Raw genomic sequence first — 26,580 nt, forward strand, 5'->3', positions numbered from 1 at the left:
CTATCATCGACTTGGCGAGCGGAGAAAGTGTCGGCCATGTCCCCGAACACCCGTCGGTCATGTCCCCGGGCTGAACATCAAGCCGGGCGATGACATTTGCGGGTTTTGCGGATAGCGCTGCTCATACACAAACCCGGCCTCACCTCTCCGCCAGGTAAACCTCACCCAGCAGCGACGAGTTCGACCACGGCACCTGTTTGTTCTTCGTGCTCGACACCACCTCGGCCCGCACCCGCGTCAGCATCTGCTGCACTTCGAGCCCGGGCGTGCCGAGATGGCGGGAGAGGGCGGCGGAGAACGGTGAGTTGGCGCCTTCGCCGTCGAGCGCGACCTGGCCCGGCGCGGTCGCGAATGCGATCAGCGTGCCGGCCCCCAATGTAGCTCCGGTGCCGAGACTCGTTGGCGCTGCGAGGCCCGAGGCGCCCTCGATGCCGCGATTGACGCCGGCGGATGCGACCTGCTGCGCCATGGGATTGTTGCGGCAGGCATCGAAGATCAAAATGTTGGTGCGAACTTGGTCGTCGAGGCCGGCCATGATCGTGTCCATGTCGATCATCGCCTCGGTCATGCCCGTGCCGGGCTTGAGTTCGACGTCGACGGGAATAAGGTAATTGCGGCCGTCGACTTGCACGCCATGGCCGGCATAATAGACCACTGCGACCTGCGCCCGCGCGGCCTCGCGCAGAAAGTCGCGCGTCATCTTCTGCATCGCGGCGCGGTCGAGATCGATGCCTTCCGATACGGTGAATCCGATGTCGCGCAGGCTCTTTGCGACTGCGCGGGCATCGCTGGACGGGTTGGGTAGCGCCTTGACGTGTTGATAGGCGCCGTTGCCGATAATCAGCGCCATGCGCTTGCCGCGGCCGCCCGCGAGCGGAGACGGCGCTGGCGTTGCGGTCGCCTGCTGCTGTGACGGCGTGCTGGGCTGCTGCGCGATCGATATCGGCGCGTCGCGCGGGACCGGTGCGGGCGCTTCGGTGACGAGCGAGAGCCGCACCTTTGCGGTGGCCTGATTGGCTTTGCTGCCGGCGTCCGACGCCACGACCGCGAGCGCCGCCTTGTAGTCCTCGCGCGCGCGGGCGTAGTCACCCTTCGCTTCATAGGCCAGCGCGCGATGGATGTAGCCCGAGATCAGGACGCTGTTCGGCGGCGTCATGATATTGACCGGCGGCTTGTCCTTGGCGAGCCGGATCGCCTCGCTGCCGTCGGCGATGGCGCGATCGAGATCGCCCTTGGCGCGCCAGATCGCGGTGCGGTTGATCAGCGGCTGCGGCAGCGAGGGGTCGAGCCGGATCGCCTGGTTGATATCGGCGAGCGCGCCGTCGTAATCGCCGAGCGCCTGTTTCGAGATGCCGCGGTTCTGGAATGAGAACGCGGATTTCGGATCGGACTTGATCGACATGTCGTAATCGGCAATTGCCTTGGCGTAGTCATTCTTGCCGCGCCAGGCATTGCCGCGATTGTGGAAGATGATGCCGCTGGGCGGTCCGAGCTTCAGCGCGTCGTCGAAGTCCGCGATCGCGATGTCGTAGTCGCCCTTGTCGTAATAGGCCGATCCCCGCAGGTTGTAGACCGCCTGGCTCGGCTGGAGCCGGATCGCTTCGGTGGCATCAGTGATGACCTTCGAATAGTCGCCCTTCTTGTTCCAGCCCACCGCGCGCCAGAAATGGATCGTCGCAAGCTGCTCGCCCCGAAACACCTTCAACGCGATGATCTTGGTGCAGGCGTCGATCATCTTGTCCGCCGGCGTCGTGTCGGTGGTGCAGAGCGGCCCGAGCTGATTGCGCGCCTGTGCGACAGCGGGCGCGAACCACAGGGTTGCAGTGAGCAGGCTGAGCGCGACGAGCAGGCGGCGCATGGCGATGGCCCCATCGGAGGAGAAGCGCCCTGTTTGTTGCCCGGCAGGGCGCAGGGGTTCACGGCTTGCGGCGCCGCGAACGGTGGGGAGACGCCTCCATCCGCTATTCCCTTAGTGGGCAGATTTTGCTACGAGGCGAAGCCCAACTTTTCTGCCCACTGCGTCCCACCCATGAAAAACGACGAAATCCTGAGCCAGATCACGGAGTTCTGCCGCAAGGCGGACATGGCGGAATCGACGTTTGGCCGGCGCGCGGTGAACGATGGGAAGCTGGTGCATCGCCTGCGCGAGGGCAAGCGCATCACCATCGATACGCTGGACCGGATCCAGGCCTATATGGCCGCATCGATGGCCGGCGGCGTGCCGCCGCCGCGGGGGCTTCAGGTGCCGCCCGAAAAGCGCGATCCACGCGGCAATTTCCGCTTCTTCGAGAACCGCCAGAAATACCTGCTGTTCGTCCACACCTGCAGCGAAAAGCGGGTGATCGCCGACAGGGTCGCGCTGGAGCTTTCCTCCATCCATCCGCGCCCTCCGGCCCTGCGTGTGTTCGACGCCGGCGTCGGCGACGGCACGGTGCTGGCGCGGGTGCTGCGCGCGACGCACCAGCGCTACCCGCACATGCCGTTCTATGTCGCCGGCAAGGAGCTCAGTCTGGAAGACCTGCGTCTGACGCTGGAGAAGGTGCCGGACCGCATTTTCGAGCATCCGGCGTCGGTGTTTGTCTTCACCAACATGTTCTATTCGGAGGCGCCCTGGCTGACGCCGGCATCGCCGGCGGCCGCGGCTGCGACCGTCTGGCACGAGGTGCCGCTGCGGGGCGCCTCGTCAGGCGAGTTCGAGCAGCAGATCGCGGAGCTGAGGCCGTTCCTGGAGCAGAACTGGCGCGCCGCGATCAGCCCACGCACCGCCATGCCGCTGTACGAGCGGCCGGTCGTCCTGGTGCTGTATCGCGAGGACCACAGGTTCTTGCTGGATTCGACCATTCCGCGACCGGGCCAGACCGAGGCCAATTTCGACCTCGTCATCGCGTCCCAGCCCTACCGCGCCCTGTCCTCGGTCAATTTCCGGGCCAAGCGGATCATCGCGCCCCTGGCGCGGGCGCTTCGGCCGGGAGGGCGGCTGATCGGAATCCACTCCCATGGCCAGGATCCGGGCATGGAAATGATCCAGGCGATCTGGCCCGGAGAAAATCCTTTCGCTGTGAGCCGTCATGAGCTATTGCGCGCCGTTAAGTATGAACTTGGTTCGTTGGGCCGCGACTTAAACTTTAATGCATATGCGGATAACCGCTCGATCTTCAGGTATGATATGGAAGCGCTGCCCAACGAGGTAACCGGGACCATCGGAACCTCGACAGCCTTTGCAGCGTGGAATGCGGCGGTGTATGTCGCTCAGATCGAGGACGACCGGTTGACAGAAATGACTCAAAACGGCCGCACTCTGGATGCCGCCAGGGACGTGCTGCGGAAGTACAATGGGCTCTGGTTTCTCGACGAATCCTACGTCATCTCGCGCCGGCGTGATTGACATCATCCACAGGTAAACATCGCAAACGCCCGCCGGTTTAGCGGCGGAACAAGGGGTTACTGATGCGCGCGTCCTATCTCTTCACCAGCGAGTCCGTGTCCGAGGGCCATCCGGACAAGGTGTGCGACCGGATCTCCGACGAGATCGTCGATCTGTTCTACCGCGAAGGGCCGAAGGCCGGCATCGACCCCTGGCAGATCCGCGCCGCCTGCGAAACGCTGGCGACCACCAACAAGGTGGTGATCGCCGGTGAGACCCGCGGTCCGAAGTCGGTGACCAACGAGCAGATCGAGGGCGTCGTCCGCGGTGCGATCAAGGACATCGGCTACGAGCAGGAAGGCTTCCACTGGAAGACCTGCGACATCGAGATCCTCTTGCATCCGCAGTCGGCCGACATCGCCCAGGGCGTCGATGCGCTGCAGCCGGGCGAGGTCAAGGAAGAGGGCGCGGGCGACCAGGGCATCATGTTCGGTTACGCCACCAATGAGACGCCCGATCTGATGCCGGCGCCGATCTTCTACGCCCACAAGATCCTGCGCCTGATCTCCGAAGCCCGTCACTCCGGCAAGGAGAAGGTGCTCGGTCCGGACTCCAAGAGCCAGGTCACCGTGCAGTACGAGAACGGCAAGCCCGTCGGCGTGCGCGAGATCGTGGTCTCGCATCAGCACCTGGTCGAGGACATCTCGTCCAAGCAGATCCGCGACATCGTCGAGCCCTATGTGCGCGAGGCGCTGCCGAAGGACTGGATCACGCCGAAGACGATCTGGCACATCAACCCGACCGGCAAGTTCTACATCGGCGGTCCCGACGGCGACTCCGGCCTGACCGGCCGCAAGATCATCGTCGACACCTATGGTGGCGCGGCCCCGCATGGCGGCGGCGCGTTCTCCGGCAAGGATCCGACCAAGGTCGACCGCTCGGCGGCTTACGCTGCGCGCTACGTCGCCAAGAACATCGTTGCCGCCGGCCTTGCCGACCGCTGCACGCTCCAGCTCGCCTACGCCATCGGCGTGGCGCGGCCGCTGTCGATCTACATCGACACCCACGGCACCGGTAAGGTGCCGGAGGAGCAGCTCGAGAAGGCGGCGGCGCAGGCGATGGATCTGACGCCCCGCGGCATCCGCAGCCATCTCGACCTCAACCGCCCGATCTACGCGCGCACCTCGGCCTACGGCCATTTCGGCCGCACGCCCGACAACGAGGGCGGCTTCTCCTGGGAGAAGACCGACCTCGTCGAGCAGCTCAAGCGCGCGCTCTGATTCACTTGCGTCATTCCGGGGCGCCGCAATAGCGGCGAACCCGGAATCTCGAACTGCTTGATTCCGGGTTCGCTCGTCTCGCGAGCGGGTCCGGAATGACGAGCCAAACAAACAGGAACCTCCAATGAACGCGAAGCCCGGCTTCACCGATTACATCGTCAAGGACATTTCGCTCGCCGATTTCGGCCGCAAGGAGCTCTCGCTGGCCGAGACCGAGATGCCCGGCCTGATGGCCACCCGCGAAGAGTACGGCCCGAAGCAGCCGCTGAAGGGCGCGCGCATCGCCGGCTCCTTGCACATGACGATCCAGACCGGCGTGCTGATCGAGACGCTGGCCGCCCTCGGCGCCGACATTCGCTGGGTCTCCTGCAACATCTATTCGACGCAGGATCACGCCGCCGCCGCGATCGCAGCCGCCGGCATCCCGGTGTTCGCGGTCAAGGGTGAGAGCCTGACCGAATATTGGGACTACACCGCAAAGCTGTTCGACTGGCACGGCGGCGGTCACCCGAATATGATCCTCGACGACGGTGGTGATGCCACCATGTATGTCCATCTCGGCCTGCGCGCCGAGAACGGCGACGCTGCGTTCCTGGACAAGCCGGGTTCGGAAGAAGAGGAAGTCTTCTTCGCGCTGCTGAAGAAGCAGCTCAAGGAAAAGCCGAAGGGCTACTTCGCCGAGATCGCCAAGAGCATCAAGGGCGTGTCCGAAGAGACCACCACGGGCGTGCATCGTCTCTATGACATGCAGAAGGCCGGCACGCTGCTGTGGCCCGCCATCAACGTCAACGACAGCGTCACCAAGTCGAAGTTCGACAATCTCTATGGCTGCCGTGAATCGCTGGTCGACGGCATCCGCCGCGGCACCGACGTGATGATGTCGGGCAAGGTCGCGATGGTCGCCGGCTTCGGCGACGTCGGCAAGGGTTCGGCCGCCTCGCTGCGCCAGGCCGGCTGCCGCGTGATGGTGTCGGAAGTCGATCCGATCTGCGCGCTGCAGGCCGCGATGGAAGGCTACGAAGTCGTGACCATGGAAGACGCAGCTCCCCGCGCCGACATCTTTGTCACCGCGACCGGCAACAAGGACATCATCACCATCGAGCACATGCGCGCGATGAAGGATCGCGCCATCGTCTGCAACATCGGTCACTTCGACAACGAGATCCAGATCGCGGGTCTGCGTAACCTGAAGTGGACCAACATCAAGCCGCAGGTCGACGAGATCGAATTCCCCGACAAGCACCGCATCATCATGCTGTCGGAAGGCCGCCTCGTGAACCTCGGCAACGCGATGGGCCATCCGTCCTTCGTGATGTCGGCGTCCTTCACCAACCAGACGCTGGCGCAGATCGAGCTGTTCGCCAACAACAAGGACGGCAAGTACAAGAAGGAAGTCTACGTGCTGCCGAAGTCGCTCGACGAGAAGGTCGCGCGCCTGCATCTCGCCAAGATCGGCGTCAAGCTCACCGAGCTGCGCAAGGACCAGGCCGACTACATCGGCGTCAAGCAGGAAGGCCCGTACAAGTCGGACCACTACCGCTACTGAGACGCAGCGCCCGTCAAGAACGCACGAAGCCCCGGAGCAATCCGGGGCTTTTTTTCGGCCTCACGCTGTTGTCGGTCACGCGACCGGCGGACCTCCAGGCTTGCGCGCAAGGACCAGCATGGCTGAAGTCTTTGCACCAAGCGTGCGACGAAACAGATCAAAACCTGTTACCGCCATCAAGGGGAGGCGTGATTTCATCGGGTTGAACCATTCCGCAAGCTTTGGCATCGGCAGAACCGTGTTGTAGCGCAAGCCATGGCGGAACGAATGAAGCCAGAAAGAATGTCCGGTCTGGTAGAAAATGCCCGCTGGCTCCAGTCCGGCCTTCTCGACCGCCCGCCCGATGCTCTTGCTGTTAAAGAGAGTCCAATGCCGGGGAATATGAAGTCCGCCCCACCAGCCATTGGAGAAGAGCCGCCGGTCGATCGAGTCGGTATTCGGAGTCTCCAGCGCAAGGATTCCACCGGGAGCAAGCCACTCAGTCAATTTGCGCATCACGGCGATCGGATCTTCTACATGTTCGATCACATGAAACATCGTGATGAGATCAATCGTGCCCGGTTCGATCTCGGTGCAATCCTCGACGCGTCCCGCCCAAACCCTGAACCCGTCACTCTGAAGCTTGGGCAGCGCCGGCGAGGGCAAGTCCATGCCATAGATGCGGTCCCGCGACATCCCCTGTTCCGCGAACTGGTAGAGATAGCGGCCATCGCCGCAACCGACGTCCAGATAGCTGGTCGGTTTCTTCCCCATCCGCTTGGTGATCCCGGCAAGCTTGATGCGATCGAGCATCGCCTTGCCTTTGAGAATGACGGCCGGCAGCTTTTCCGACATATCGTAGGCATAGTAGGTCGGCGGATAGATGGTGGACAGCTCACCGTTTGCCGGTCGCGGATCGATCCAGACCGCTTCACACTCGGTGCACTGGAAGAAGGTCCAAAGATTGCGGCACGTCTCGATTTCATAATCGAACCCGTGCGCATATTCGCGCCGATGATCGGACCCGCAAACGGGACAATGACTGACGCGCACCGTCTCGATCAGTGGTGCGTTCGCATTGTAGTTTGGCGGAAGACCAATGCCTCGCTCAAGCATGGGATTGCTCGGACAGGACAATTGCGGCGTTGCTCCGCCGCCAATTGGCATACGAGATCAAATAGCCGACATACGATTTTCGCCACACAAGCCGCGAGTCGCCCTTCCTTGCGATCTCCGAGGCACGTATCAGACGATCAGCCTCGGGCAGGTTGTAGTACGGGATGCTCGGCCAAAGATGGTGAGCCATATGATAGTTCATATTGTGAGGGGCGAAGAACAGCTTCTCGAACCAATTGCTCTCATACGTGACCAGTCGCATCGAGCTGTCTGCGTTCTCATCGGCGATCATCATCGAATGCTCGCAGAATACGCGCACGAGATCGGCGCGATAGGCAAGGGCGTAGGTTGGTGCAAGCCAGAGGCACGGATAAGCCCACGCTCCGATCGAATAGCTCAGGCCACCAATCAGAGCGAGTTGCCAGGCGGCCAGAAGAAGGATGTCTCGGAGCCGATAGCGCTCGGAGGGTTCGACAGGACTAGCGGCGGACTGGGGCGATCGCTTGAAAAACACATTCCTGACGGCCGTCACAAGCGGACTGACGCCGCTTAGGAATGCCATGAAGGGGATGACCACATCCTTGCCCTCGTGCACATATTTGAAACGATCGGGGTCGTCCGCGAGGCACGTTGAATGATGGTGCGTCATGTGGTTGCGACGATTGATCCGCGTGATCGCGCCGATCGAGGCGGTCATCGTCAGATCATTCCAGAGATCATTGAGGGTAACTGATCGAAAGAGTCTGCGATGGAGCCCATCATGCATAATGATGTAGAGGCCATAGAAATTCACACCGACGACGAAGAAGGCGAGGACGGCAGTGGCAAAGTTCGGCCACAGCGCGACCATCGTCCAGGCCGCTACGATCAATGTCCAGTGGACCACCGTCGCCAAGACGGGAACCCACGGTCTTATCTCATTGAGCCGCCTGAGGTCTGACGGCGTGATCAGATTAGCGCGAAACGGCGAATAGGCCTGGACCGACATTTCACGGTGCTCCCAGCGCAGGTCGTTCAAGCGGTCGAAGTACTACCCGCAATGGAAGCGAATATAAAGTAGTTCTACTAGCAAAAGGTCGACTCGATCGCCGGATTAGTCTGTCGTTTGCCGTGGATACACGTTCGATCGAGCCGCTCCGCGGTCGGAGCCGGTTCCGAGCGAGCCAATGCCTTGGAGCCGTGCGCGGGGCGACGTCGTTGGCGCGCGCTGGGAATGCGCGTGGACCAACAAGAAGACCAAAAAGGTCGCGAAGACGCCGAAGTTCGATTTCTGGCGCTTCCAGGACGGGAAGACGGTGAATTCCACGAGTATTTCGACACCACCTGGGTCTATAGTGTGACCATCTCCTGACGGTTGCAATTCGGCGCGGCGCTGCCCATGCTGTGCCCAGGGAGAGCGCCATGGCCGAAGCCGCAGAACATGTCGACGTCATCATCGTCGGTGCCGGCCTGTCAGGCATCGGCGCGGGCTATCACTTGCAGACCAAGTGCCCGACCAAGAGCTACGTCATCCTGGAGGGGCGCGACTGCATCGGCGGCACTTGGGACCTGTTCCGCTATCCCGGCATCCGCTCCGATAGCGACATGTTCACGCTCGGCTATTCGTTCAAGCCGTGGACCGATCCGAAAGCGATCGCGGATGGGCCGCAGATCCTGAACTATGTGCGCGAGACCGCGGCCGAGAACGGCATCGAGAAGCACATCCGCTTCCGCCATCGCGTCAAGCGGGCTTCGTGGTCGACGCCGGACGCGCGCTGGACCATTGAGGCCGAGCGCATCACGGGCGAGGGCGCGACCGAGCTGGTGCGCTTCACCTGCAATTTCTTGTTCCTGTGCTCGGGCTATTACAAATACGAGGCGGGCTATACGCCGGAGTTCAGGGGCGCCGCTGATTTCGCCGGCCGCATCGTCCATCCGCAGAAATGGACCGAGGACATCGACTACGCGGGCAAGCGCGTCGTGGTGATCGGCTCGGGCGCGACCGCGGTGACGCTGGTTCCGGAGCTCGCCAAGAAGGCGGCGCAGGTCACCATGCTGCAGCGCTCGCCGACCTATGTGGTGTCGCGCCCGGCGCAGGATCCCGTCGCCAACAAGATCCGCCGTAATCTGCCGACGCGGCTTGCCTATCATGTCATCCGCTGGCGCAACGTGATGTGGGGGATGTTCTTCTTCCAGCTCAGCCGGCGTCGGCCCGCGAAGGTCAAGGAGCTCGTCCTCAAGGGTGTGCAGATGGCGCTTGGTCCGGACTACGACGTCGCCACCCATTTCACGCCGCGCTACAATCCCTGGGACCAGCGGCTCTGCCTCGTGCCTGATGGCGATCTGTTCAAGGCAATCCGCGAGCAGCGCGCCAACGTCGTTACCAGCGAGATCGATACGTTCACGCATGACGGCATCCGTTTGAAGGACGGCCGCGAGCTTGCCGCCGACATCATCGTGACGGCGACCGGGCTGGTGCTCCAGGTCGTCGGCGGTCTCGACGTCAGTGTCGACGGCCGTGCCGTGGATTTCGCGAATACGCTGACCTACAAGGGCATGATGTATGCCGACGTGCCGAACATGGCCTCGGCCTTCGGCTACACCAATGCGTCCTGGACGCTGAAATGCGACCTCACGTGCGAATATGTCTGCCGGCTCATCAACTACATGGACCGGCACAATTTCCGCCAGTGCGTGCCGCATAATGACGACCCCGAGATCACCGCGCAGCCGTCGCTGGACTTCACCTCGGGCTATGTGCAGCGCTCGGTGGCCAAGATGCCGAAGCAGGGCTCGAAGCAGCCGTGGCGGCTGTACCAGAACTACGCGCTCGACATCGTCTCCCTGCGCTTCGGCCGGATCGACGACGGCGTGATGAGATATTCCTGATCGCGCCGCCGCCTGTGGTTATGCCTTGCGTGTGGCAAGCGCCATGACAAGGTCGATCGCGAGCGCTAGCCCCACCGCGCCGCCGCCGAGTGCGAACAGCACCAGATAATCGCCGCCGGTCTGCGCGTAGATCCAGGAGAAGCCGTAAGCGGCCGCGGCCTGGAACAGTGCAAAGCTGGTGGTAGCATGGCTCCAGGTCGCGCGCTGCTGCTCGGCAGAGTGCGGAACGAGTTCATGGATACGTCCGAGCACCAGTGGTACGATGCCGGGCGTGAAGCCGCCGACCACGAGGCTCGATACGATCAGCGAAAGAGGTGCGGTACTGACGGTCGGCAGCAGCACGGCGGTCGCCTCGATCAGAAAGGCCGCGCGCAACGCCGGACCGAACCCGGCGCGGTCACCGAGATGGCCGGTGACGATCGGACCGACGATGGCGCCGAGACCGTACAGCACCCAATAGCGCGATCCCGCGGCAATGCCCTGGCCGAGGCCGCGCGCCACAAAATCGACGATGAAGACCATGTGCGGCACCAATGCCACCGCGTTGAGGCCGTACTGGATCAGCAGCCTGCGGGCGCTGGCCGAGGTTTGACGGGGCTTGGTTTGAGAAAGCGGAGTGTCGCTCTTCGCTTCGGCGGGCCAGTTCCACCAGCTCGCGAGCGTGAGCAGGGCGGAGAGCACGCCGAGCCCATACCAGCTCTGCTGCAATCCCTGTTGCAGCAGCAGTGGCACCAGCGTGCCCGATGCGGCGACGCCGAGGCCGACGCCGGCGAAGATCACGCCGCCGACGATGCCGCGCCTTGCGGCTGAGGTGTGCGGCAGAATGACGGAGGCCGCCAGCACCATGATGATTCCGCCGCTGAGGCCGGAGAGGAAGCGCCAGGCGAAGAACCAGGTGAACGAGACCGGCGATGAGCTGGCGAAGAAGGAGAGGGTCGCAAGCAGCATCATCGCCCGCAACGTGCGAACCGCGCCGATGCGGCTGGCGACCCTCCTTGCGGCGATCGCGCCGGCGAGATAACCGGCGAGGTTCGCAGCACCGAGATAGACGACATCCGATGCGCCGAACCATTTTGCCGCGATCAGGGCCGGGATCAGCGGCGTGTAGGAAAAGCGGGCGAGGCCAAGTCCGACCAGCGAAGCGGACAATCCCGCCACCGCATATTGCCAGGTCCGCTGCGAGGCATGTTGCTTTGACGAAGTCTCTCGTGAAGCCGATGCCGCCTTCGGATGCGGCCGAGCCCTGGCGTGTGGTTTCAGATCTGCGTTGGTCATGTCATCCTCCTGCGCGCGCGATCGCGCGCGGATCATTTTGTCTGGGCGGCGCGGCGGCGCCGGAACTCCGGCACGGGCAGGCCGCCCCAGCCCCAATTGTCGGTGTCGACTTCCTCGATCACGACGAAGGTCGAATCGAGCGGCTTGCCGAGCACATCGAGCAGCAGCTGGCTCGATCCCTTGATCAGCGCGGCTTTCTCCTCGGCGGTGAGCGACGCCGCTCCCGGCGTCGTTCCTTCGCGGGTCACTTGAATGGTGACGATGGGCATTGTGGCTCTCCTCTCACGCTCAGTGGCCGGCGCTCTGGCCGCCGTCGACATGCAGGATCTCGCCGGTGACGAAGGAGGCGCCCTCGAGATAAAGGACGGCACCGACGATGTCGGACATCTCGCCCATGTGACCGACCGGGTGCAGCGCGCCGAGCTGGGCATGGGTCGCGGCCGGGTGCATCGGCGACTTGATGATCCCTGGCGAGACCGCGTTCACGCGAATGCCGCGCCTGGCATATTCGATCGCAAGCGACTTGGTCGCGGCGTTGAGGCCGCCTTTGCTCAGCGAGGCCAGCACCGAGGGGACGTTGGAATTGGCCTGATCGGTCAGCGTGGTCGTGATCTGGACGACGTGGCCCGAACCCTGCTTCTCCATCTCGGCGATGGCGAGTTGCGTGATGTGGAAGAAGCCCGCGACGTTGGTGCCCATCACTGCCGCGTAATCCTCGGTCGTGTACTGCGTGAACGGCTTTGCGACGAAGATGCCGGCATTGTTGACCAGCGTGTCGACGCGCCCGAAGCGGGCGACGGCCTGCGAAACCACACGCTCGGCGGTGCTCCGCTCAGTGATGTCGCCCGCCACGGCGAGGACGTCGTCGTCACCCGACGGCTTGATGGAGCGTGCGGTTGCGACGACGCGGTAGTTGCGATCGCGAAAACCCTGGACCAGGGCGGCGCCGATGCCCTGCGAAGCACCGGTGATGATGGCGACTTTCTGCTCGATACCCATAACGGGCTCCTGTTGTTGGCCTTGAGAACCTGTGCCAGCACTCGGCTGGCTTGGGTGCTGAGGTACGCCGCGGCAGCCCGGCTGCGAATACGCGCCGTCCGGCAGACACTCTTTCGCCGCGCGTACGAATGCCGGGTCGGCGCCTGGCGACGGTTGTCGCCGCGGAGGGGAACGCCTAGCCTGCTGCCGGAATCGGGGGGCGACGGGAAGGCATGGATCGTCTGGATGCGATGAAAGTGTTCGTCCTTGCGGTGGACGAGGGCAGCCTGGCTGCCGCCGGCCGCAAGCTCGGCCGCTCGCCGGCGGCGGTGAGCCGCGCCATCGCTTTTCTCGAGGAGCGGGTCGGCGCCGAGCTGCTGCATCGGACGACGCGCTCGATCAAGCTCAGCGAGGAGGGCGAGCGCTATGTCGCGATCTGCCGCCGCGTGCTCACCGAGCTGGAGGAGGCCGACGACATCGCGGCCGGACCGCGCTCGGCGCCGCGCGGCCTGCTCACGATCACCGCTCCCGTGGTGTCGGGCGAGATGGTGCTGCGGCCGATCCTGGATACGTTTCTCGATGCCTGTCCGACGGTGTCGGCCAGGCTGTTGCTGTTCGATCGCGCGGTCAATCTGATCGAGGAGGGTATCGACATCGCGCTTCGCATTGGCCCCCTCGCGGATTCGGCGATGGTGGCAATGCGGGTCGGCGAGATCAGCCGCGTGGTCGTGGCAGCCCCGCGCTATCTGAAGCAGCATCCCCGCATCACCGAGCCCGGCGATCTCGCCAAGCATCAGATCGTGGCGATGGCCCATCTGCCCAATTCCTGGACCTTCGCGCCGCAGGCCGGTGGGTCGGTGCCGCGTACGGTCCAGTTCACGCCGCGTCTCATCGTCAACAGCACCTACGCGGCCGTAGCCTCCGCCGTTGCCGGCCGCGGCGTCGCGCGGATGTATTCGTACCAGGTGGCCGAGCAGGTTGCGCGCGGCGAGCTCGAGATCGTGTTGGCCGCCGAGAAGGATCCGGAGATGCCGGCGCACCTGATCTGCCCGCAGGGCCGGCTCTCGGTGCCGAAGGTGCGGGCCTTCACCGACTTTGCCGTGCCGCGGCTGAAAAAGCACTTTGCGCAGCTCAAGAAGAGCGTCGCTGCACGCTGAGCATCGCTGCCGCCAATGCGTTGTTTTGCGTATTCGGTCGTCGGGGTGAATCGGCCACTCTGTCCAAACGGTTAACGCCGGATTAACCGCGGACTCCTAGCCTGTCTCGGCCGGGGTTACTCGCAAGGCCGAGGTGAGCCTAATGGAAGCCCAGAAGATCGCGGTCGACGCCGTCGTCGCGCTGACCGATTGCGACCGCAGCGCTGTCGTTGCCTTTATCCGCCAGCTCTATCTCGCCGGGGTGACCGACCCCAAACGCCTGACCTTCAAGGGTCTGCAGGCGTTGTCGCGGGCGTAACCGGCTGGTTTCGGCGTAGCGGCGCTGATCCTCGGCCTCATCGTGTCTTCGGTACTACGTTAAGTGCGAATGCGTAGGGTGGATTGGCGAAGCGTAATCCACCATTCGGCGTATCGGCAATTGACGCTTCCCGTGTGGCACGATGCGTTGGCGGATTACGCTACGCTAATTCGCCCTACGACCCCGGCGGTGATCCCGCGCGTTTCTAGTGATGGTGTTTGTGCCCTGCGGAGCTATCAGGGTGCTGATAGCCTCGCAGCTCTGCTTATCTTTGCATTTGGCTCTGATTGAGCAAGGCCGCAGTCGACAGGTGATATTTGAGGTGGCTCTCGCGGAGCCGGCCCTGGGTTTCCGAAATGGCAACGATGGTTGCCTTGAGCGACTCCGGCGTCACGGCGCGGGCAGAGAACAGGTTGGCCAACTCCCTCTCTTGCTCGACGAGCTTGTTGCCCAGCGGGACCGTCTCTTGCTTCATCGAATCGAAGAGGTGCTGAATCTCGGCGCGTTGATCTGCGGTCAGCTCGAGGCGATCACCGAGCTCGAGAACGTGACTGGGACCGGGATATCCATTCAGTTCAGCGGCAAGCGCCAGGCCAATACCGCGTCCGCTCTGGAGATCGTCGACCTGCTGGTGCGACAGCGCCTTGATGGGACGCTGTTCGAGGCCGGCATAGGGCTTGCTGGACTGAGCGCTGGCTGCGTTGCCGGTGACGACAAGCGTGGCCGCAAGCAGGAGAACGCGTCTCATGAGTCTGGCTCCATGAAATCAGGCCGGCTAGTCGATTGATCTCGACCGGGGTGCTCTCGAAGTCCATATCTTGCTGGAAGGTCTGTCCCATGGCAACAAAGCTTGCCGTGATCGAGTAGCCGAAGATGGAGCAGGTGATGGCCCTCTTGCCGACCGCCGACAGCGAGACGAAGCAATTCTTCCTGGGGTGGCTGGAAACCTTCGCGGGCTACGTCCGCGAGGTCGACTACGCCTCGGCGCGGCCGCTCTTCCATCCGGACGTGCTTGCCTTCGGCACGCATAACGACGTCATCCCCGGCCTCGATCAGTGGGTCACGACGCAATGGGACAACGTCTGGCCGAAGACGACGGACTTCCGTTTCGTGCTCGAGCAGACCTCGGTCCTGGCATCCCGCGACGGCACGATGGCGACGGTGATCGTGCCGTGGACGAGCACGGGCTATCATTCCGACGGCGGCGCCTTTCCGCGCCCGGGCCGTGCGACCATGATCTTTGCGAAGAATGCCGATGGCTGGCTGTGCGTGCACTCGCACATGTCGCTCAATCGCGGTGTGCCGCAGGTGAGCCACGCCAATCGGCCGGTGAAGGCCTGGTAGAAAAGTGAAAGGCCCCGGATGCGACCGGGGCCTTGATTTTGATACGTAGGGCGGATTAGCGAAGCGTAATCCGCCGTTCGGCAATAACAGCAATCGACAGTGGTGTTGGCCGCGCGAAGGTGGCGGATTACGCTTTCGCTAATCCGCCCTACGCTTCGAACTTATTCCGGCTGGCCGATGCTCACCTTCAGCGTGCCGACGCCGTCGACGCCGCATTCGAGCTTGTCGCCGGGTTGGAGCTGGGAGACGCCGGCGGGGGTGCCCGTCATGATGATGTCGCCGGCGGCGAGCTTCACCTGCTGGGAGAGCTGCCAGATGATCTCGGGCACGTTCCAGATCAGCTCGGTGAGGTCACCCTTCTGGGCTTCCTTGCCGTTGACGGTGAGCCAGATCTTGCCCTTGGCGGGATGGCCGATCTTGGAGGCCGGCTGCACAGCGGAGCACGGCGCGGAGCTGTCGAACGACTTGCCGATCTCCCAGGGGCGCTCCTTCTTGCGTGAGGCGATCTGGAGGTCGCGGCGGGTGAGATCGATGCCGACGGCGTAGCCATAGACGTGATCCAGCGCCTTGTCGGCGGGAATGTTCAGGCCGCCGCTCTTCATCGCGACGATCAGCTCGACCTCGTGATGCAAATCCTTGGTCAGCGGCGGATAAGGAATGGTGGCGCCGTCGGGCACCAGCATGTCGGCGTGCTTGGCGAAGAAGAACGGCGGGGCGCGCTCATCATTGCCCATCTCGCGGATGTGCTCGAGATAGTTGCGGCCGACGCACCAGATGCGGCGCACCGGATAACGGCCGCTTTCGCCGACGACGGGAAGCGAAGCCTGGGGCGGAAGCGGGATGACGTAGGAGGCGGCGTTCATGCGGGTCTCGCTGCTCTTGAGGTGAAGTGGAACTCTATGCGGTTGCGCTGATCGGCGCCAGAGCGCCGGCATCGTAGTGTTGCAGGCGGAAGAACGAGGCATAGCGGCCGCCGCGGCGGAGCAGCTCGTCATGCCGGCCCTGCTCGACGATCTCGCCGCCTTCGATCACCAGGATCGCGTCGGCATGCATGATGGTGTGCAGGCGATGCGCGATCACGATGGTGGTGCGGTTCCGGCAGAGATGCTCGATCGCCTCCTGCACCTGCCGCTCGGATTCGGAATCGAGCGCGGCGGTGGCTTCGTCCAGCAGGATGATCGGTGCGTTCTTGATCAGCGCGCGCGCCACGGCGATGCGCTGACGCTGGCCGCCTGAAAGCTGCGTGCCATGCTCGCCGACCGGTGTGTCGTAGCCGAGCGGGAAGCCCATGATGAAATCATGCGCGCAAGCCGCTTTCGCCGCCTCGGTGATCTCGTCCTCGCTCGCGCCGGGCCGGCCGAAAGCGATGTTGTTGCGGATGGTGTCGCGGAACAGATAGACGTCCTGCCCGACATAGGCAGTCTGCGCCCGCAGCGATTTGCGAGAGATTGCGCCGATCGACTGGCCGTCGATCACGATGTCGCCTTGCGTCACCTCATAGAAGCGCAGCAGCAGCGCCAGCACGGTCGACTTGCCGCCGCCGGAGGGCCCGACCAGCGCGGTGACCTTGCCGGGCTCGGCGGTAAAGCTCATCCGGTTGAGCACGGTCTCATTGGCGCGATAGGAGAAGCTGACATCGCGCAGCTCGATCCGGGCGTCGGAGAGCTTTAGCGCCGGCTTGTCGTCGTCGGAGTGCTCGCTCGCCGGGCTGTCGACCACTTCGAGCAGCATGCGCGCGCCGACGAGCTGGCTGTTCAAATCGATGTTGAGCCGCGCCAGCCGCTTGGCCGGCTCGGTCGCCATCAGGAACGCAGTCATGAAGGAGAAGAACGCGCCCGGCGTGGCGTTGAGCGCGACCACGCTGTAGCCGCCATAGAGCAGGCAGCCGGCGACCGCGAAGCCGCCGAGCATCTCCATCAGCGGGTTGGAGCGGTTGGCGACGCGCGCCATCTTGTTGGCGTTGCGCTCGACGATGGCGATGTTCTCGTCGATGCGGCTCTGCATCGTGTCTTCGAGCGTGAACGCCTTCACCGTGCGGATGCCTTGCAGCGATTCCTGCATGGTCTCCATGATGTCGGCGGTGCCGGTGAACTGGTTGTAGGCGAGGCCCTTGATACGCTTGACCAGCTTACGCAGCACCAGCATCGCGGGCGGCACCACGACGAGGCCGATGAACGACATCACCGGATCCTGCCACACCATCACGCCGATCATGGCGAGCAGCATCATGAGGTCGCGCCCGACGGCGTTGACCAGCATGTTGAGCACGTCGGTGATCGACTTGGCGCCGGCCGTCAGCCGCGCCAGGAATTCAGACGAATGCCGCTCGGAGAAGAAGCCGACGCTCTCGCGCATCAGTTTTGCGAACAGCTGGCGCTGGTTGGTGGCGAGGATGGCGTTACTGATCTTGGTCAGGATCACCATATGGCCGTAGGTCGCGACGCCCTTGATGAACAGCAGGATCACCGTGATCCCGGAAAACATCGCGATGCCCGGGATGTTCTTGTCGACATAGGCCTGGTTGATGACCTGGCCGAGCACATAGGTCGCGCCTGCCGTTGCGCCCGCGGCGACCGCCATCAGCGCGAAGGCGACGAGGTAGCGTCGCCAATAGACGACCCCCTGTTCCGTGACCAGGCGGCGAATCAGGACCGCTGCCGCATAGGGATCGTCGGTGATTTTCTTTGGAAACTGGGCCATCCGGTGTCCATTGACGGCGCAGGACAAAGCCTGCCCGCACGTCAGGGATCGAAGGGCCTCTGTGCCCGCTCAAGCGGGGTTTTTCAAGCCCAATTAAGGGCTTGCGCTCAGATGGAATCTAGGCCGAGGCGGCGTGGCGGAGCTCGCCATGGCGCTCGTGGAACAGCTTGTCCTCCCACGCCAAAGCGTGGGCCGCGATGGTCTCGAGGTCGTCGTATTGCGGCTTCCAGTCGAGCAGGCCGCGGATGCGGCTGGTGTCGGCGACCATGGTCATGATGTCGCCGGGCCGGCGCGGGGCGTATTGCACGGCGAAGCTGCGGCCCGACACCCGGCGCACCGCGTCGATGGTCTCCAGCACCGAATAGCCGCGGCCGTAGCCGCAATTGAGCGTCGTCGAGGCGCCGCCGTTACGCAAATAGGCCAGCGCCGAGCGATGCGCCTGCGAGAGGTCCGTGACGTGGATGAAGTCGCGGATGCAGCTGCCGTCGGGGGTCGGATAGTCGGTGCCGAACACGTCGATCTTGGCGCGCTGGCCGGTCGCGGCCTCGACAGCGATCTTGAGCAGATGCGTGGCGCCGACGGTGGCAAGGCCAATGCGCGCCTGCGGATCGGCGCCGGCGACGTTGAAATAGCGCAGGGTGACGTATTGCATGCCGTAGGCGGCGGCGACGTCGTGCAGCATGATCTCGGTCATCAGCTTCGACGAGCCGTAAGGCGACAGCGGCCGCGTCGGCGCGTGCTCGGGCACCGGCACCTGGTCCGGATTGCCGTAGACGGCGGCGGTCGAGGAAAAGATGAAACGGCCGATGCCGCGCTTGACGGCGACATTGAGCAGGTTGCGGGCGGTCGTGAAATTATTGCGGTAGTAGCCGAGCGGATCGCGCATCGAATCCGGCACGACGACGGAGCCAGCGAAATGGATGATGCTCTCGATGTTATGCTGCGCGATCACGCCTTCGAGCAGATTCTCGTCGCCGGCATCGCCGATGAACAGCGGCACGCCCTCAGGCAGATAGGCGGAGAAACCGGTCGAGAGATCGTCGATCACGACGACGTCCTCGCCGGCTTCCGCCAGCGCGAGGACCGTGTGACTTCCGATATAGCCGGCGCCGCCGGTGACTAGCACAGTCATGATCTCACCCGTCTTCGATCAACGCGCAAAACTAGCGCTTGCGTGGTGAAGAGGGGGTATCGGTGCGGCTGAACTGGTCACTATGCTTAATGTTGCGTATAGGGACTTTGCGAAACGGAGCATGACGTGGCCAATTCCCCCGGCGATCTCGAAGTGATCGTGCCAAATCTGCACAGGCGCTATTCCGGGGTCACCGCGACCAACCGGATGGTGGCGCCGCGGCTGGCGAAACTGTACCGCGCCGCCTGGTTCGGCTCGCACGCGCCGGCTGGGATAGCGCGGCTGAGTGTTGCCGATTTTCTCAAGCTATGGCGCCGCAAGGCGCCGCTGATCTGGCACGCGCGGCGCAACAACGAGATGATCGCGGGCGTCGCGCTACGCGCGCTCGGCTGGCCGTTGAAACTCGTGTTCACCTCGGCGGCGCAGCGGCACCACAGCTGGATCACGCGCTGGCTGATCCGGCGCATGGACGCGATCATCGCGACGTCAGATCTCTCGGCCTCGTTCCTGAAGGTGAACGCGACCGTGATCCCGCATGGCGTCGATACCGAGATCTATGCGCCGCCGACCGACCGCGCTGCTGCGTTCACGGAGGCCGCGCTGCCCGGCCGTTACGCCATCGGCTGCTTCGGACGCGTGCGCGCGCAGAAGGGCACCGACGTGTTCGTCGACGCGATGTGCCACCTGTTGCCGCGCTATCCCGATTTCACCGCCGTGATCGTTGGTCAGGTCACGGCCGAGCAGACGCCCTTTGCGAACGAGCTGAAAAAGCAGATCGAAGCGGCCGGCCTGCAATCGCGCATCGTCATCACCGGCGAACTGCCGATCGAAGCGGTGCAGCGCTGGTATCAGCGGCTGACCATCTACGCCTTCACCTCACGCAACGAGGGTTTTGGGCTGACGCTGATCGAGGCGATGGCGGCCGGCAGCGCGCTCGTCGCGGCACGCGCCGGCGCGGCCGAGCTGGTGGTCGAGGATGGCGTGAGCGGCGTGCTGGTCCCGACCGACGATGCGGATGCGTTGGCTGCGGCGCTGGAGCCGCTGATGCGCAATGTGGACGCCGCGACGGCGATGGGCGAGAGAGGCCGAGCGCGGGTGCTCGCAAAGTTCAGCCTCGATGCGGAAGCGGCACGGATCGGCGAGGTCTATCGGCCACTGCTTTGAGCGGCCAGTGTCGCGCCGGCAAACAAAAACCGCGAAAACAACCCCATGCACAGTAGCCGCGGCCAGCAAAATCAACGGCTTGGCGGCTGGAGCAATGCGCTGCGGATTTCACGAAGCGCGTTTGACGCATCGGGCAAACATCGGCATGATCGTCAGCGGCGCAGGCGTTGCCGACGCTCACGTCTCCGTCCGCGCCCCAGCCTCACCCAGCACCCGCTGCGCGATCGCCACCACCTCGCGCGCTGCGATATCGCGCATGCAGCGGTGGTCGTTCATCTTGCAGACCGTGCTCTGGCAGGGCTGGCAGGACAGCTCTTCCTTGTCCTGCACCACGGTCGCCGCAAGGCCGTTGAGCGGGGCCCAGAGATAGGGACTGGTCGGGCCGAAGATGCCCATGGTCGGCGTGCCCAGCGCGGCTGCGATGTGCATCAGGCCGGAATCGTTGGAGATGGCGACGCCGGCCGCGGCCATGGCCAGCACGCCGTTGCGCAGATCGTTGCCGGTGAGGTCACGCACGCCCGGGCCGCCCGCGGCGACGATCTCCTGGGCCAGCCCCTTTTCCGCGGGGCCGCCGACCACCCAGACCTCCAGTCCGCGCTCGACAAGCAGCCGGGCGGCCTCCGGATAGTAGGTCCAGCGCTTTGAGGCGCCGACCGAGCCAGGGGCCAGCGCCACCGCGGCGCCGGCGCCGATCCCGTTGGCCTGCCGCCAGCGGACGATATCGTCGGCCGGGACCCGCAATTGCGGCACCGGCCATTCCGCCGGCAGCGGGGCGCCGTCGGGCTGGGCCAGGGCGGCGTTCTTGTCGATGAAGCGCGGCAGCTTCTTCTCGCCCCAGCGCCAGCGGTTGAGCAGGCCGAACCGGAATTCGCCGACAAAGCCGACCCGTTCAGGGATACCGGCCAGGGCGGGCGCGATGGCCGCCTTCCAGGTCCGGGGCAGCACCAGGGCCGTGCCGTAGTTCCGCTCGCGCAGCAGCTTCCCCAGGGCGAACTGGCGGGCGACGGCGAGGCGGCCGCGCGGCAGGTCCCAAACGATCCCCTCGCGCACGCCGGGCATGTAATCGACCAGCGGGGCGCACAGGGAGGTGGTCAGGAGATCGACCGGCCGGTTGGGCCAGCGCTCCTTCAGGACCCGGACCACGGTGTGATTCCGCACGAAATCACCGATCCACATGTAGGGAATGATCAGAATCGGGCGGGTGTCGCTCCGGTCTGCATCTTCGCTAAGTGTCGAATCTTGGTTCATTCGTTAATGGGGCCGAGGCGATCTGATTGTGGCGGTTCGGTAGCCGCTCCGGGCCGGCAGGTAAAGCCGGCAGACCCCTCAATCCCAAAACCGCTTACACTTTGGCGGCTCATGCGCTACGGCAGGACCGGGCCGCAAAGATCGGGCAGGGATTTCGGAATGTTGCTGGTGACCGGCGGGGCCGGTTTTATCGGGTCGAATGTCGTGGCCGCGCTCAATGACGCGGGCCGCAGCGACGTCGTGGTCTGCGATTTCCTGGGCAACGAGGGCAAGTGGCGGAACCTCGCCAAGCGCCAGCTTGTGGATATTGTCCCGCCGGCCGAGCTGATGGACTGGCTGAAGGGCCGCAAGCTCGACGCCGTGATCCACCTCGGGGCGATTTCCGCGACCACCGCGACCGACGGCGACCTCGTGTTCGAAACCAATTTCCGCCTGTCGATGCGCCTGCTCGACTGGTGCACGGCGGGCGCGGTGCCGTTCATCTACGCCTCCTCGGCGGCGACCTATGGCGACGGTGAGACGGGATTTGACGACGACGCCTCGCTGCCGGCACTGAAAAAACTGCGGCCGATGAATCTCTACGGCTGGAGCAAGCACATGTTCGATCTCGCGGTCGCCGGGCGCGTAGCGAGCGGCGATCCGCTTCCGCAGCAATGGGCGGGCCTGAAATTCTTCAACGTGTTCGGCCCTAACGAGTATCACAAGGGCTCGATGATGAGCGTGCTGGCGCGCCGCTTCGACGACGTCAAGGCCGGCCGCGTGGTGCAGCTGTTCAAGTCGCATCGCGAGGGCATCGCCGACGGCGATCAGCGCCGCGATTTCATCTATGTCGACGACGTCGTGCGCGTCGTGATGTGGCTGCTGGCGACGCCGTCAGTGTCCGGACTCTTCAACGTCGGAACCGGCAAGGCGCGCAGCTTCAGGGACCTGATGTTGGCGGCCTATGCGGCGCTCGGCACCAGGCCCAACATCGAATATATCGACATGCCCGAGCAGATCCGCGGGGCTTACCAGTATTTCACCCAGAGCGAGGTCGATCGCCTGCACCGCGCCGGCTATAACGGCGGCTTCACGACGCTCGAGGATGCGGTGAAGGCCTATGTCGGGGATTACCTTGACCGGCCCGACCGCTTCCGCTGAGGCCATTTGAACATGCCGACGCCCATTCTCGATTTCGACGCCCTCGCGAAGTCCATCTCAGGCCGCACGGTGCTGTGCATCGGCGACATCATGCTGGACGAGTTCGTCTATGGCGAGGTGTCGCGGATCTCGCCGGAAGCGCCGGCGCCCGTCATCGCGGCGCAGCGCAGCGAGATCCATATCGGCGGCGCCGGCAATGTCGCGCGCAATGTCGCTTCTCTCGGCGCGCGTTGCATCTTCGTCGGCCTCGTCGGCGAGGACGATGCCGGTGCACGACTCAAGGCGGCGCTGGACGAGCACGCCGGCATCGAAAGCGTGCTGGTGTGCGATCCCTCGCGCCCGACCACGCGAAAAGTCCGCTTCGTCTCCGAGCATTTTTCCACGCACATGCTGCGCGCGGACTGGGAGCAGGCGGCGCCTGCTTCCGATGACATCGAGACGAAGCTGATCGAGGCGATCCTGCCGCAGATCGCGCGCGCCGACATCGTGCTGCTCTCGGACTACGCCAAGGGCGTGCTGACGGCGCGCGTCATCCGCCACACCATCGATGCCACGCGAAAGCTCGGCAAGCCCGTGATCGTCGATCCCAAGAGCCTGAACTGGGCGATCTATCGCGGCGCCACGCTGCTGACGCCCAATCGCAAGGAGTTCTCTGAAGCGACCCGAAGCCGCGCCGAGACGGTGCAGAGCATCGTCGAGGCCAGCGAGGACGTGATGCGGCTCGCCGATTGCGAGGCGATCCTGGTCACCCAGGGCGAGCACGGCATGACGCTGGTGCCGCGCAATGGCGCGGCGGTTCACGTTCCGGCTTTTCCGGTGAAGGTGCGCGACGTCTCCGGCGCCGGTGACACCGTCGCCGCCGCGCTCGCGGTGTCGCTTGCTACAGGCGCGGACTGGGACACGGCGCTGCGCATGGCCAATGCCGCTGCCGCCGTCGCCGTCGGCAAGCAAGGCACCGCCAGTGTGAGCGCGGCCGAGCTGCGCCGAAAGATCCTGCCGCATGCCACTCTGGCGGCCGAGGAGAAGATCGTGCTCGAGCCGGCCGCACTCGATGCGCAGCTCGCCGAATGGAAAACGCAAGGCCAGCGCGTCGGCTTCACCAATGGCTGCTTCGACATCCTGCATCCCGGCCACGTCAAGGTGCTGACCGCGGCGCGCGCCGCCTGCGACCGCCTGATCGTGGGGCTCAACAGCGACGCCTCGGTGCGGCGGCTCAAGGGCGCCGAGCGGCCGGTCCAGGACGAGCGCGCGCGTGCCGAGGTGCTCGCCGCGCTCGAGGCCGTCGATCTCGTCGTCATCTTCGAGGAGGACACGCCGATCGACCTGATCACCCGGATCAAGCCCGGTGTGCTGGTGAAGGGCGGCGATTACACCCGCGAGCAGGTGGTCGGTCATGAGGTCGTCGAGGCCGCGGGCGGCACCGTCGTGCTGGTCGACATCCTGCAGGGCTTCAGCACGACGGCGCTGGTCCATCGCGCCCGGGGAGGGGGCAAGTGACGGCACTGGCACGCGAGACGACCGGCGGGATGTTGCTTCGCCGCCTGCGCAGCCCGGCGGCCTGGCGCGAGACCGTCGATATATTTGCGGTCCTGACCGCGGCCTCGCTGCCGTGGTCGACCTCGCTGGCGGGGATATTCAACGCGCTGATGCTGCTCTGCATGGTGCCGTTTCTCGACGTCCGCGCCTTCCTGCAATCCTTGAAGCGTCCGATCTGCGCGGCCCCGATCGCGCTGGTCCTGCTCGCGCTGGTGGGGACGCTGTGGTCGGACGCGAGCTGGGGCGCCCGCTTCTATGCGGTCAATCCGACCATCAAGCTGCTGGTGCTGCCGGTTCTGCTCTATCATTTCGAGCGCTCGCCGCGCGGGCGCTGGATCTTCATCGCCTTCCTGGTCTCCTGCGCCCTGCTATCGGTGATGTCTTGGCTGGTTGCCTTCTACCCGAACCTCGCGCTCAAGACCGATCCGGCCGAGCGCGGCATCTTCGTCAAGAATTACATCGACCAGAGCCAGGAATTCGCGCTTTGCGCGGTCGCGCTCGCCTATCCGATCGTGATGCTGCTGCGTGAGAAGCGATACTGGTTCGCCGGGCTGCTGACGGCGCTGGCACTGAGCTTCTTCGTCAACATGACTTTCGTCGTGGTGTCGCGCACCGCGCTCGTCACCGTTCCGATCATGTTCGGCGTGTTCGCGCTGCTTCATCTCAAATGGCGCAGCATCGGGCTCATCTCCGCCACATTGCTCGTCGCCGCTATTCTCGCCTGGCAGGCCTCGCCATATTTGCGCCATACCGCCGAGAGGTTTTCCGACGACTACACGCGCTATGTGGAAAAGGGCGAGCCGACCTCGCTCGGCCTGCGCCTCGAATTCTGGCGGAAGTCGCTCGGCTTCTTCGCCGAGGCGCCGATCAAGGGGCACGGCACCGGCTCGACGCGCGGATTGTTCGAACGCGTCGCGACGCCCGCCGGTCAGTACCAGGCGTCCGCCGAGGTGATCGGCAACCCGCATAACCAGACGCTGAACGTTGCCGTGCAATGGGGCGTGATCGGCATCGCCGTTCTCTACGCGATCTGGATATTGCATCTGCGCTTGTTTCGCGGCGACGGCCTTGCCAACTGGATCGGGCTCCTGGTGGTGGTGCAGAACGTCTTCACTTCGCTGTTCAACTCCCATCTGTTCGACTTCCACGAGGGCTGGATGTACGTCATCGGCGTCGGCGTTGCCGGGGGCATGGTGATCCGGGGGCAACAGGCCGAGGCGAAGACGGGGGAAGCCGGTTCCTGAAAGGCCGCGCGGCTGGCAAGTCTGGTCCAGATGGGCTATCAGCGCGGTCAGGTTGCATCTAACTGGGTTTTCATCGGTCGGCGGATGACGCGTCTTTCGCATCTCACCTTGCGCAATTTCCTGATCGCGCTCCACGACCTGCTGGCGACCGCGGCGGCGCTTTTTGCCGCCTTCTATCTGCGATTCGAGGGTGGCGACGGCTTCTTCGATCGCCTGCCGCTGCTGTTCCAGATCCTGCCCTACTTCCTCGCCTTCAGCGTGGTCGTGTTCTTCATCTTCAACCTGACTACGACGAAATGGCGCTTCATCTCGCTGCCTGACGCGCTGAACATCATCCGCGTCGCGACCGTGCTGACGGTCGCCCTGCTCGTGCTCGACTACATCTTCGTCGCCCCCAACGTCCGCGGCGCCTTCTTTCTCGGCAAGGTGACGATCGTCCTCTACTGGTTCCTCGAGATCTCGTTCCTCAGCGCGCTGCGCATGACCTACCGCTACTTCCGCTATACGCGGGTGCGGCGTCACGCCAGGGGCGAGGAGGCCGCGCCGACGCTGCTGATCGGCCGCGCCGCGGATGCCGAGGTGCTCCTGCGCGGCATCGAGAGTGGGGCGATCAAGCGCATCTGGCCGGTCGGCGTGCTGTCGCCGTCGAGCTCGGATCGGGGCCAGTTTATCCGCAACGTGCCGGTGCTGGGCGGCATCGACGACGTCGAGGACGTCGTCGCCGATTTCGCCAAGCGCAACAAGCCGATCGCGCGCCTCGTCATGACGCCCTCGGCATTCGAGCCGGAAGCGCGTCCGGAATCGATCCTGATGCGGGCGCGCAAGCTGGGTGTGATCGTCAACCGGATGCCCTCGCTCGAGAGCGGCGATACACCGCGGCTTACGGCCGTCGCGGTCGAGGACCTCCTGCTGCGGCCGAGCGAGACGATCGACTATGCGCGCCTTGAAGCGCTGATCAACGGCAAGGCGGTGATCGTCACCGGCGGCGGCGGCTCGATCGGGTCAGAGATCTGCGAGCGGGTCGTGGCCTTCGGCGCCGCGCGGCTCCTGATCGTGGAAAACTCCGAACCCGCGCTTTATGCCATCACGGAAGCGCTCGCCGCGCGCGGCGCGGCCGCCGAGATCGAAGGGCGCATCGCCGACATCCGCGACCGCGAGCGCATCATGCGCCTGATGGCGGGGTTCAAGCCGGACATCGTGTTCCACGCCGC

The 26,580-nt window shown here is 64.4% G+C and carries 24 protein-coding genes; 13 read left to right on the forward strand and 11 right to left on the reverse strand.

All coding sequences use genetic code 11. From position 1 onward, the window contains the following. Window positions 1-139: 139 nt before the first annotated feature. A complete protein-coding gene (locus RAD10_RS40560) occupies window positions 140-1,858 on the reverse strand; it encodes a caspase family protein (RefSeq protein WP_461621833.1) in 1,719 nt (572 codons plus the stop codon). A 171-nt stretch (window positions 1,859-2,029) separates the two neighbouring features. Here RAD10_RS40560 and RAD10_RS40565 point away from each other — a divergent pair, with 171 nt between their 5' ends. The 3 genes from RAD10_RS40565 (at window position 2,030) to ahcY (ending at window position 6,190) form a co-directional block, all read left to right on the forward strand. Continuing rightward, on the forward strand, window positions 2,030-3,385 hold the full coding sequence (locus RAD10_RS40565) for a hypothetical protein (protein WP_018317408.1): 1,356 nt from the start codon (window positions 2,030-2,032) through the stop codon (window positions 3,383-3,385). A 62-nt stretch (window positions 3,386-3,447) separates the two neighbouring features. Next, a complete protein-coding gene (gene metK, locus RAD10_RS40570; RefSeq protein WP_018317407.1) occupies window positions 3,448-4,644 on the forward strand; it encodes a methionine adenosyltransferase in 1,197 nt (398 codons plus the stop codon). A gap of 124 nt (window positions 4,645-4,768) precedes the next feature. Further along, complete coding sequence (gene ahcY / locus RAD10_RS40575; protein WP_461621834.1) at window positions 4,769-6,190, forward strand: adenosylhomocysteinase; 1,422 nt, start codon at window positions 4,769-4,771, stop codon at window positions 6,188-6,190. Window positions 6,191-6,265: 75 nt separating this feature from the next. Here the strand turns inward: ahcY and RAD10_RS40580 are convergent, their stop codons facing one another. Continuing rightward, window positions 6,266-7,285, reverse strand: coding sequence for a methyltransferase domain-containing protein (locus RAD10_RS40580; protein WP_461621835.1), 1,020 nt, complete (start codon window positions 7,283-7,285; stop codon window positions 6,266-6,268). Next, the gene (locus RAD10_RS40585) at window positions 7,278-8,273 is read right to left on the reverse strand and encodes a fatty acid desaturase (RefSeq protein WP_461621836.1); all 996 of its coding nucleotides are present in this window, start codon (window positions 8,271-8,273) and stop codon (window positions 7,278-7,280) included. Before RAD10_RS40585 ends, RAD10_RS40580 begins: the two co-directional genes overlap by 8 nt. A gap of 231 nt (window positions 8,274-8,504) precedes the next feature. Here RAD10_RS40585 and RAD10_RS40590 point away from each other — a divergent pair, with 231 nt between their 5' ends. Both RAD10_RS40590 and RAD10_RS40595 read left to right on the forward strand, forming a co-directional pair. Further along, the gene (locus RAD10_RS40590; RefSeq protein WP_461621837.1) at window positions 8,505-8,636 is read left to right on the forward strand and encodes a hypothetical protein; all 132 of its coding nucleotides are present in this window, start codon (window positions 8,505-8,507) and stop codon (window positions 8,634-8,636) included. Window positions 8,637-8,686: 50 nt separating this feature from the next. Beyond that, window positions 8,687-10,153, forward strand: coding sequence for a flavin-containing monooxygenase (locus tag RAD10_RS40595; protein ID WP_461621838.1), 1,467 nt, complete (start codon window positions 8,687-8,689; stop codon window positions 10,151-10,153). 18 nt (window positions 10,154-10,171) lie between these two features. Here the strand turns inward: RAD10_RS40595 and RAD10_RS40600 are convergent, their stop codons facing one another. The 3 genes from RAD10_RS40600 to RAD10_RS40610 are packed head-to-tail and all read right to left on the reverse strand — an operon-like array spanning window position 10,172 to window position 12,427. Beyond that, entirely contained in the window at window positions 10,172-11,428 is a 1,257-nt protein-coding gene (locus RAD10_RS40600; RefSeq protein ID WP_461621839.1) for an MFS transporter, read from the reverse strand. A gap of 32 nt (window positions 11,429-11,460) precedes the next feature. Beyond that, on the reverse strand, window positions 11,461-11,697 hold the full coding sequence (locus RAD10_RS40605; RefSeq protein ID WP_461621840.1) for a tautomerase family protein: 237 nt from the start codon (window positions 11,695-11,697) through the stop codon (window positions 11,461-11,463). Between the two features lie 19 nt (window positions 11,698-11,716). Beyond that, window positions 11,717-12,427 carry an SDR family NAD(P)-dependent oxidoreductase gene (locus tag RAD10_RS40610; RefSeq protein ID WP_461621841.1) on the reverse strand — a complete coding sequence of 237 codons (711 nt, stop codon included), beginning with the start codon at window positions 12,425-12,427 and terminating at the stop codon, window positions 11,717-11,719. Window positions 12,428-12,639: 212 nt separating this feature from the next. Here RAD10_RS40610 and RAD10_RS40615 point away from each other — a divergent pair, with 212 nt between their 5' ends. Continuing rightward, window positions 12,640-13,563 carry a LysR family transcriptional regulator gene (locus RAD10_RS40615; protein WP_461621842.1) on the forward strand — a complete coding sequence of 308 codons (924 nt, stop codon included), beginning with the start codon at window positions 12,640-12,642 and terminating at the stop codon, window positions 13,561-13,563. A 142-nt stretch (window positions 13,564-13,705) separates the two neighbouring features. After that, window positions 13,706-13,861, forward strand: coding sequence for a hypothetical protein (locus RAD10_RS40620; protein ID WP_018317399.1), 156 nt, complete (start codon window positions 13,706-13,708; stop codon window positions 13,859-13,861). Between the two features lie 265 nt (window positions 13,862-14,126). Here RAD10_RS40620 and RAD10_RS40625 read toward each other — a convergent pair whose 3' ends face one another. Continuing rightward, complete coding sequence (locus tag RAD10_RS40625; RefSeq protein ID WP_461621843.1) at window positions 14,127-14,609, reverse strand: Spy/CpxP family protein refolding chaperone; 483 nt, start codon at window positions 14,607-14,609, stop codon at window positions 14,127-14,129. Between the two features lie 137 nt (window positions 14,610-14,746). Here RAD10_RS40625 and RAD10_RS40630 point away from each other — a divergent pair, with 137 nt between their 5' ends. Next, window positions 14,747-15,205, forward strand: a complete 459-nt coding sequence (locus RAD10_RS40630) for a YybH family protein (RefSeq protein WP_461621844.1) — start codon at window positions 14,747-14,749, stop codon at window positions 15,203-15,205. A 161-nt stretch (window positions 15,206-15,366) separates the two neighbouring features. On the opposite strand, the gene RAD10_RS40635 is transcribed toward RAD10_RS40630, so the two are convergent. The 3 genes from RAD10_RS40635 to galE form a co-directional block, all read right to left on the reverse strand. After that, entirely contained in the window at window positions 15,367-16,068 is a 702-nt protein-coding gene (locus RAD10_RS40635; protein ID WP_461621845.1) for a fumarylacetoacetate hydrolase family protein, read from the reverse strand. A gap of 34 nt (window positions 16,069-16,102) precedes the next feature. Further along, complete coding sequence (locus tag RAD10_RS40640; protein WP_461621846.1) at window positions 16,103-17,905, reverse strand: ABC transporter ATP-binding protein; 1,803 nt, start codon at window positions 17,903-17,905, stop codon at window positions 16,103-16,105. A gap of 118 nt (window positions 17,906-18,023) precedes the next feature. Next, window positions 18,024-19,037, reverse strand: a complete 1,014-nt coding sequence (gene galE, locus RAD10_RS40645; RefSeq protein WP_028143333.1) for a UDP-glucose 4-epimerase GalE — start codon at window positions 19,035-19,037, stop codon at window positions 18,024-18,026. Window positions 19,038-19,163: 126 nt separating this feature from the next. On the opposite strand from galE, the gene RAD10_RS40650 reads away from it, so the two are divergent. Beyond that, the gene (locus tag RAD10_RS40650) at window positions 19,164-20,201 is read left to right on the forward strand and encodes a glycosyltransferase family 4 protein (protein WP_461621847.1); all 1,038 of its coding nucleotides are present in this window, start codon (window positions 19,164-19,166) and stop codon (window positions 20,199-20,201) included. Window positions 20,202-20,378: 177 nt separating this feature from the next. Here the strand turns inward: RAD10_RS40650 and waaF are convergent, their stop codons facing one another. Further along, the gene (waaF, locus tag RAD10_RS40655; RefSeq protein WP_461621848.1) at window positions 20,379-21,449 is read right to left on the reverse strand and encodes a lipopolysaccharide heptosyltransferase II; all 1,071 of its coding nucleotides are present in this window, start codon (window positions 21,447-21,449) and stop codon (window positions 20,379-20,381) included. Window positions 21,450-21,608: 159 nt separating this feature from the next. On the opposite strand from waaF, the gene rfaD reads away from it, so the two are divergent. The 4 genes from rfaD to RAD10_RS40675 all read left to right on the forward strand — a co-directional run. Then, window positions 21,609-22,589 (forward strand): ADP-glyceromanno-heptose 6-epimerase, encoded by a 981-nt coding sequence (gene rfaD / locus RAD10_RS40660; protein WP_461621849.1) that lies wholly within the window; start codon window positions 21,609-21,611, stop codon window positions 22,587-22,589. A 12-nt stretch (window positions 22,590-22,601) separates the two neighbouring features. After that, window positions 22,602-24,086, forward strand: coding sequence for a D-glycero-beta-D-manno-heptose-7-phosphate kinase (rfaE1, locus tag RAD10_RS40665; RefSeq protein ID WP_461621850.1), 1,485 nt, complete (start codon window positions 22,602-22,604; stop codon window positions 24,084-24,086). Continuing rightward, the gene (locus tag RAD10_RS40670) at window positions 24,083-25,369 is read left to right on the forward strand and encodes an O-antigen ligase family protein (RefSeq protein ID WP_461621851.1); all 1,287 of its coding nucleotides are present in this window, start codon (window positions 24,083-24,085) and stop codon (window positions 25,367-25,369) included. The genes rfaE1 and RAD10_RS40670 overlap by 4 nt, the downstream gene beginning before the upstream one ends. Before the next feature lie 84 nt (window positions 25,370-25,453). Beyond that, a partial coding sequence (locus tag RAD10_RS40675; RefSeq protein ID WP_461621852.1) for a nucleoside-diphosphate sugar epimerase/dehydratase occupies window positions 25,454-26,580 on the forward strand: 1,127 nt, incomplete at its 3' end.

This window comes from Bradyrhizobium sp. 23AC (assembly GCF_054863025.1).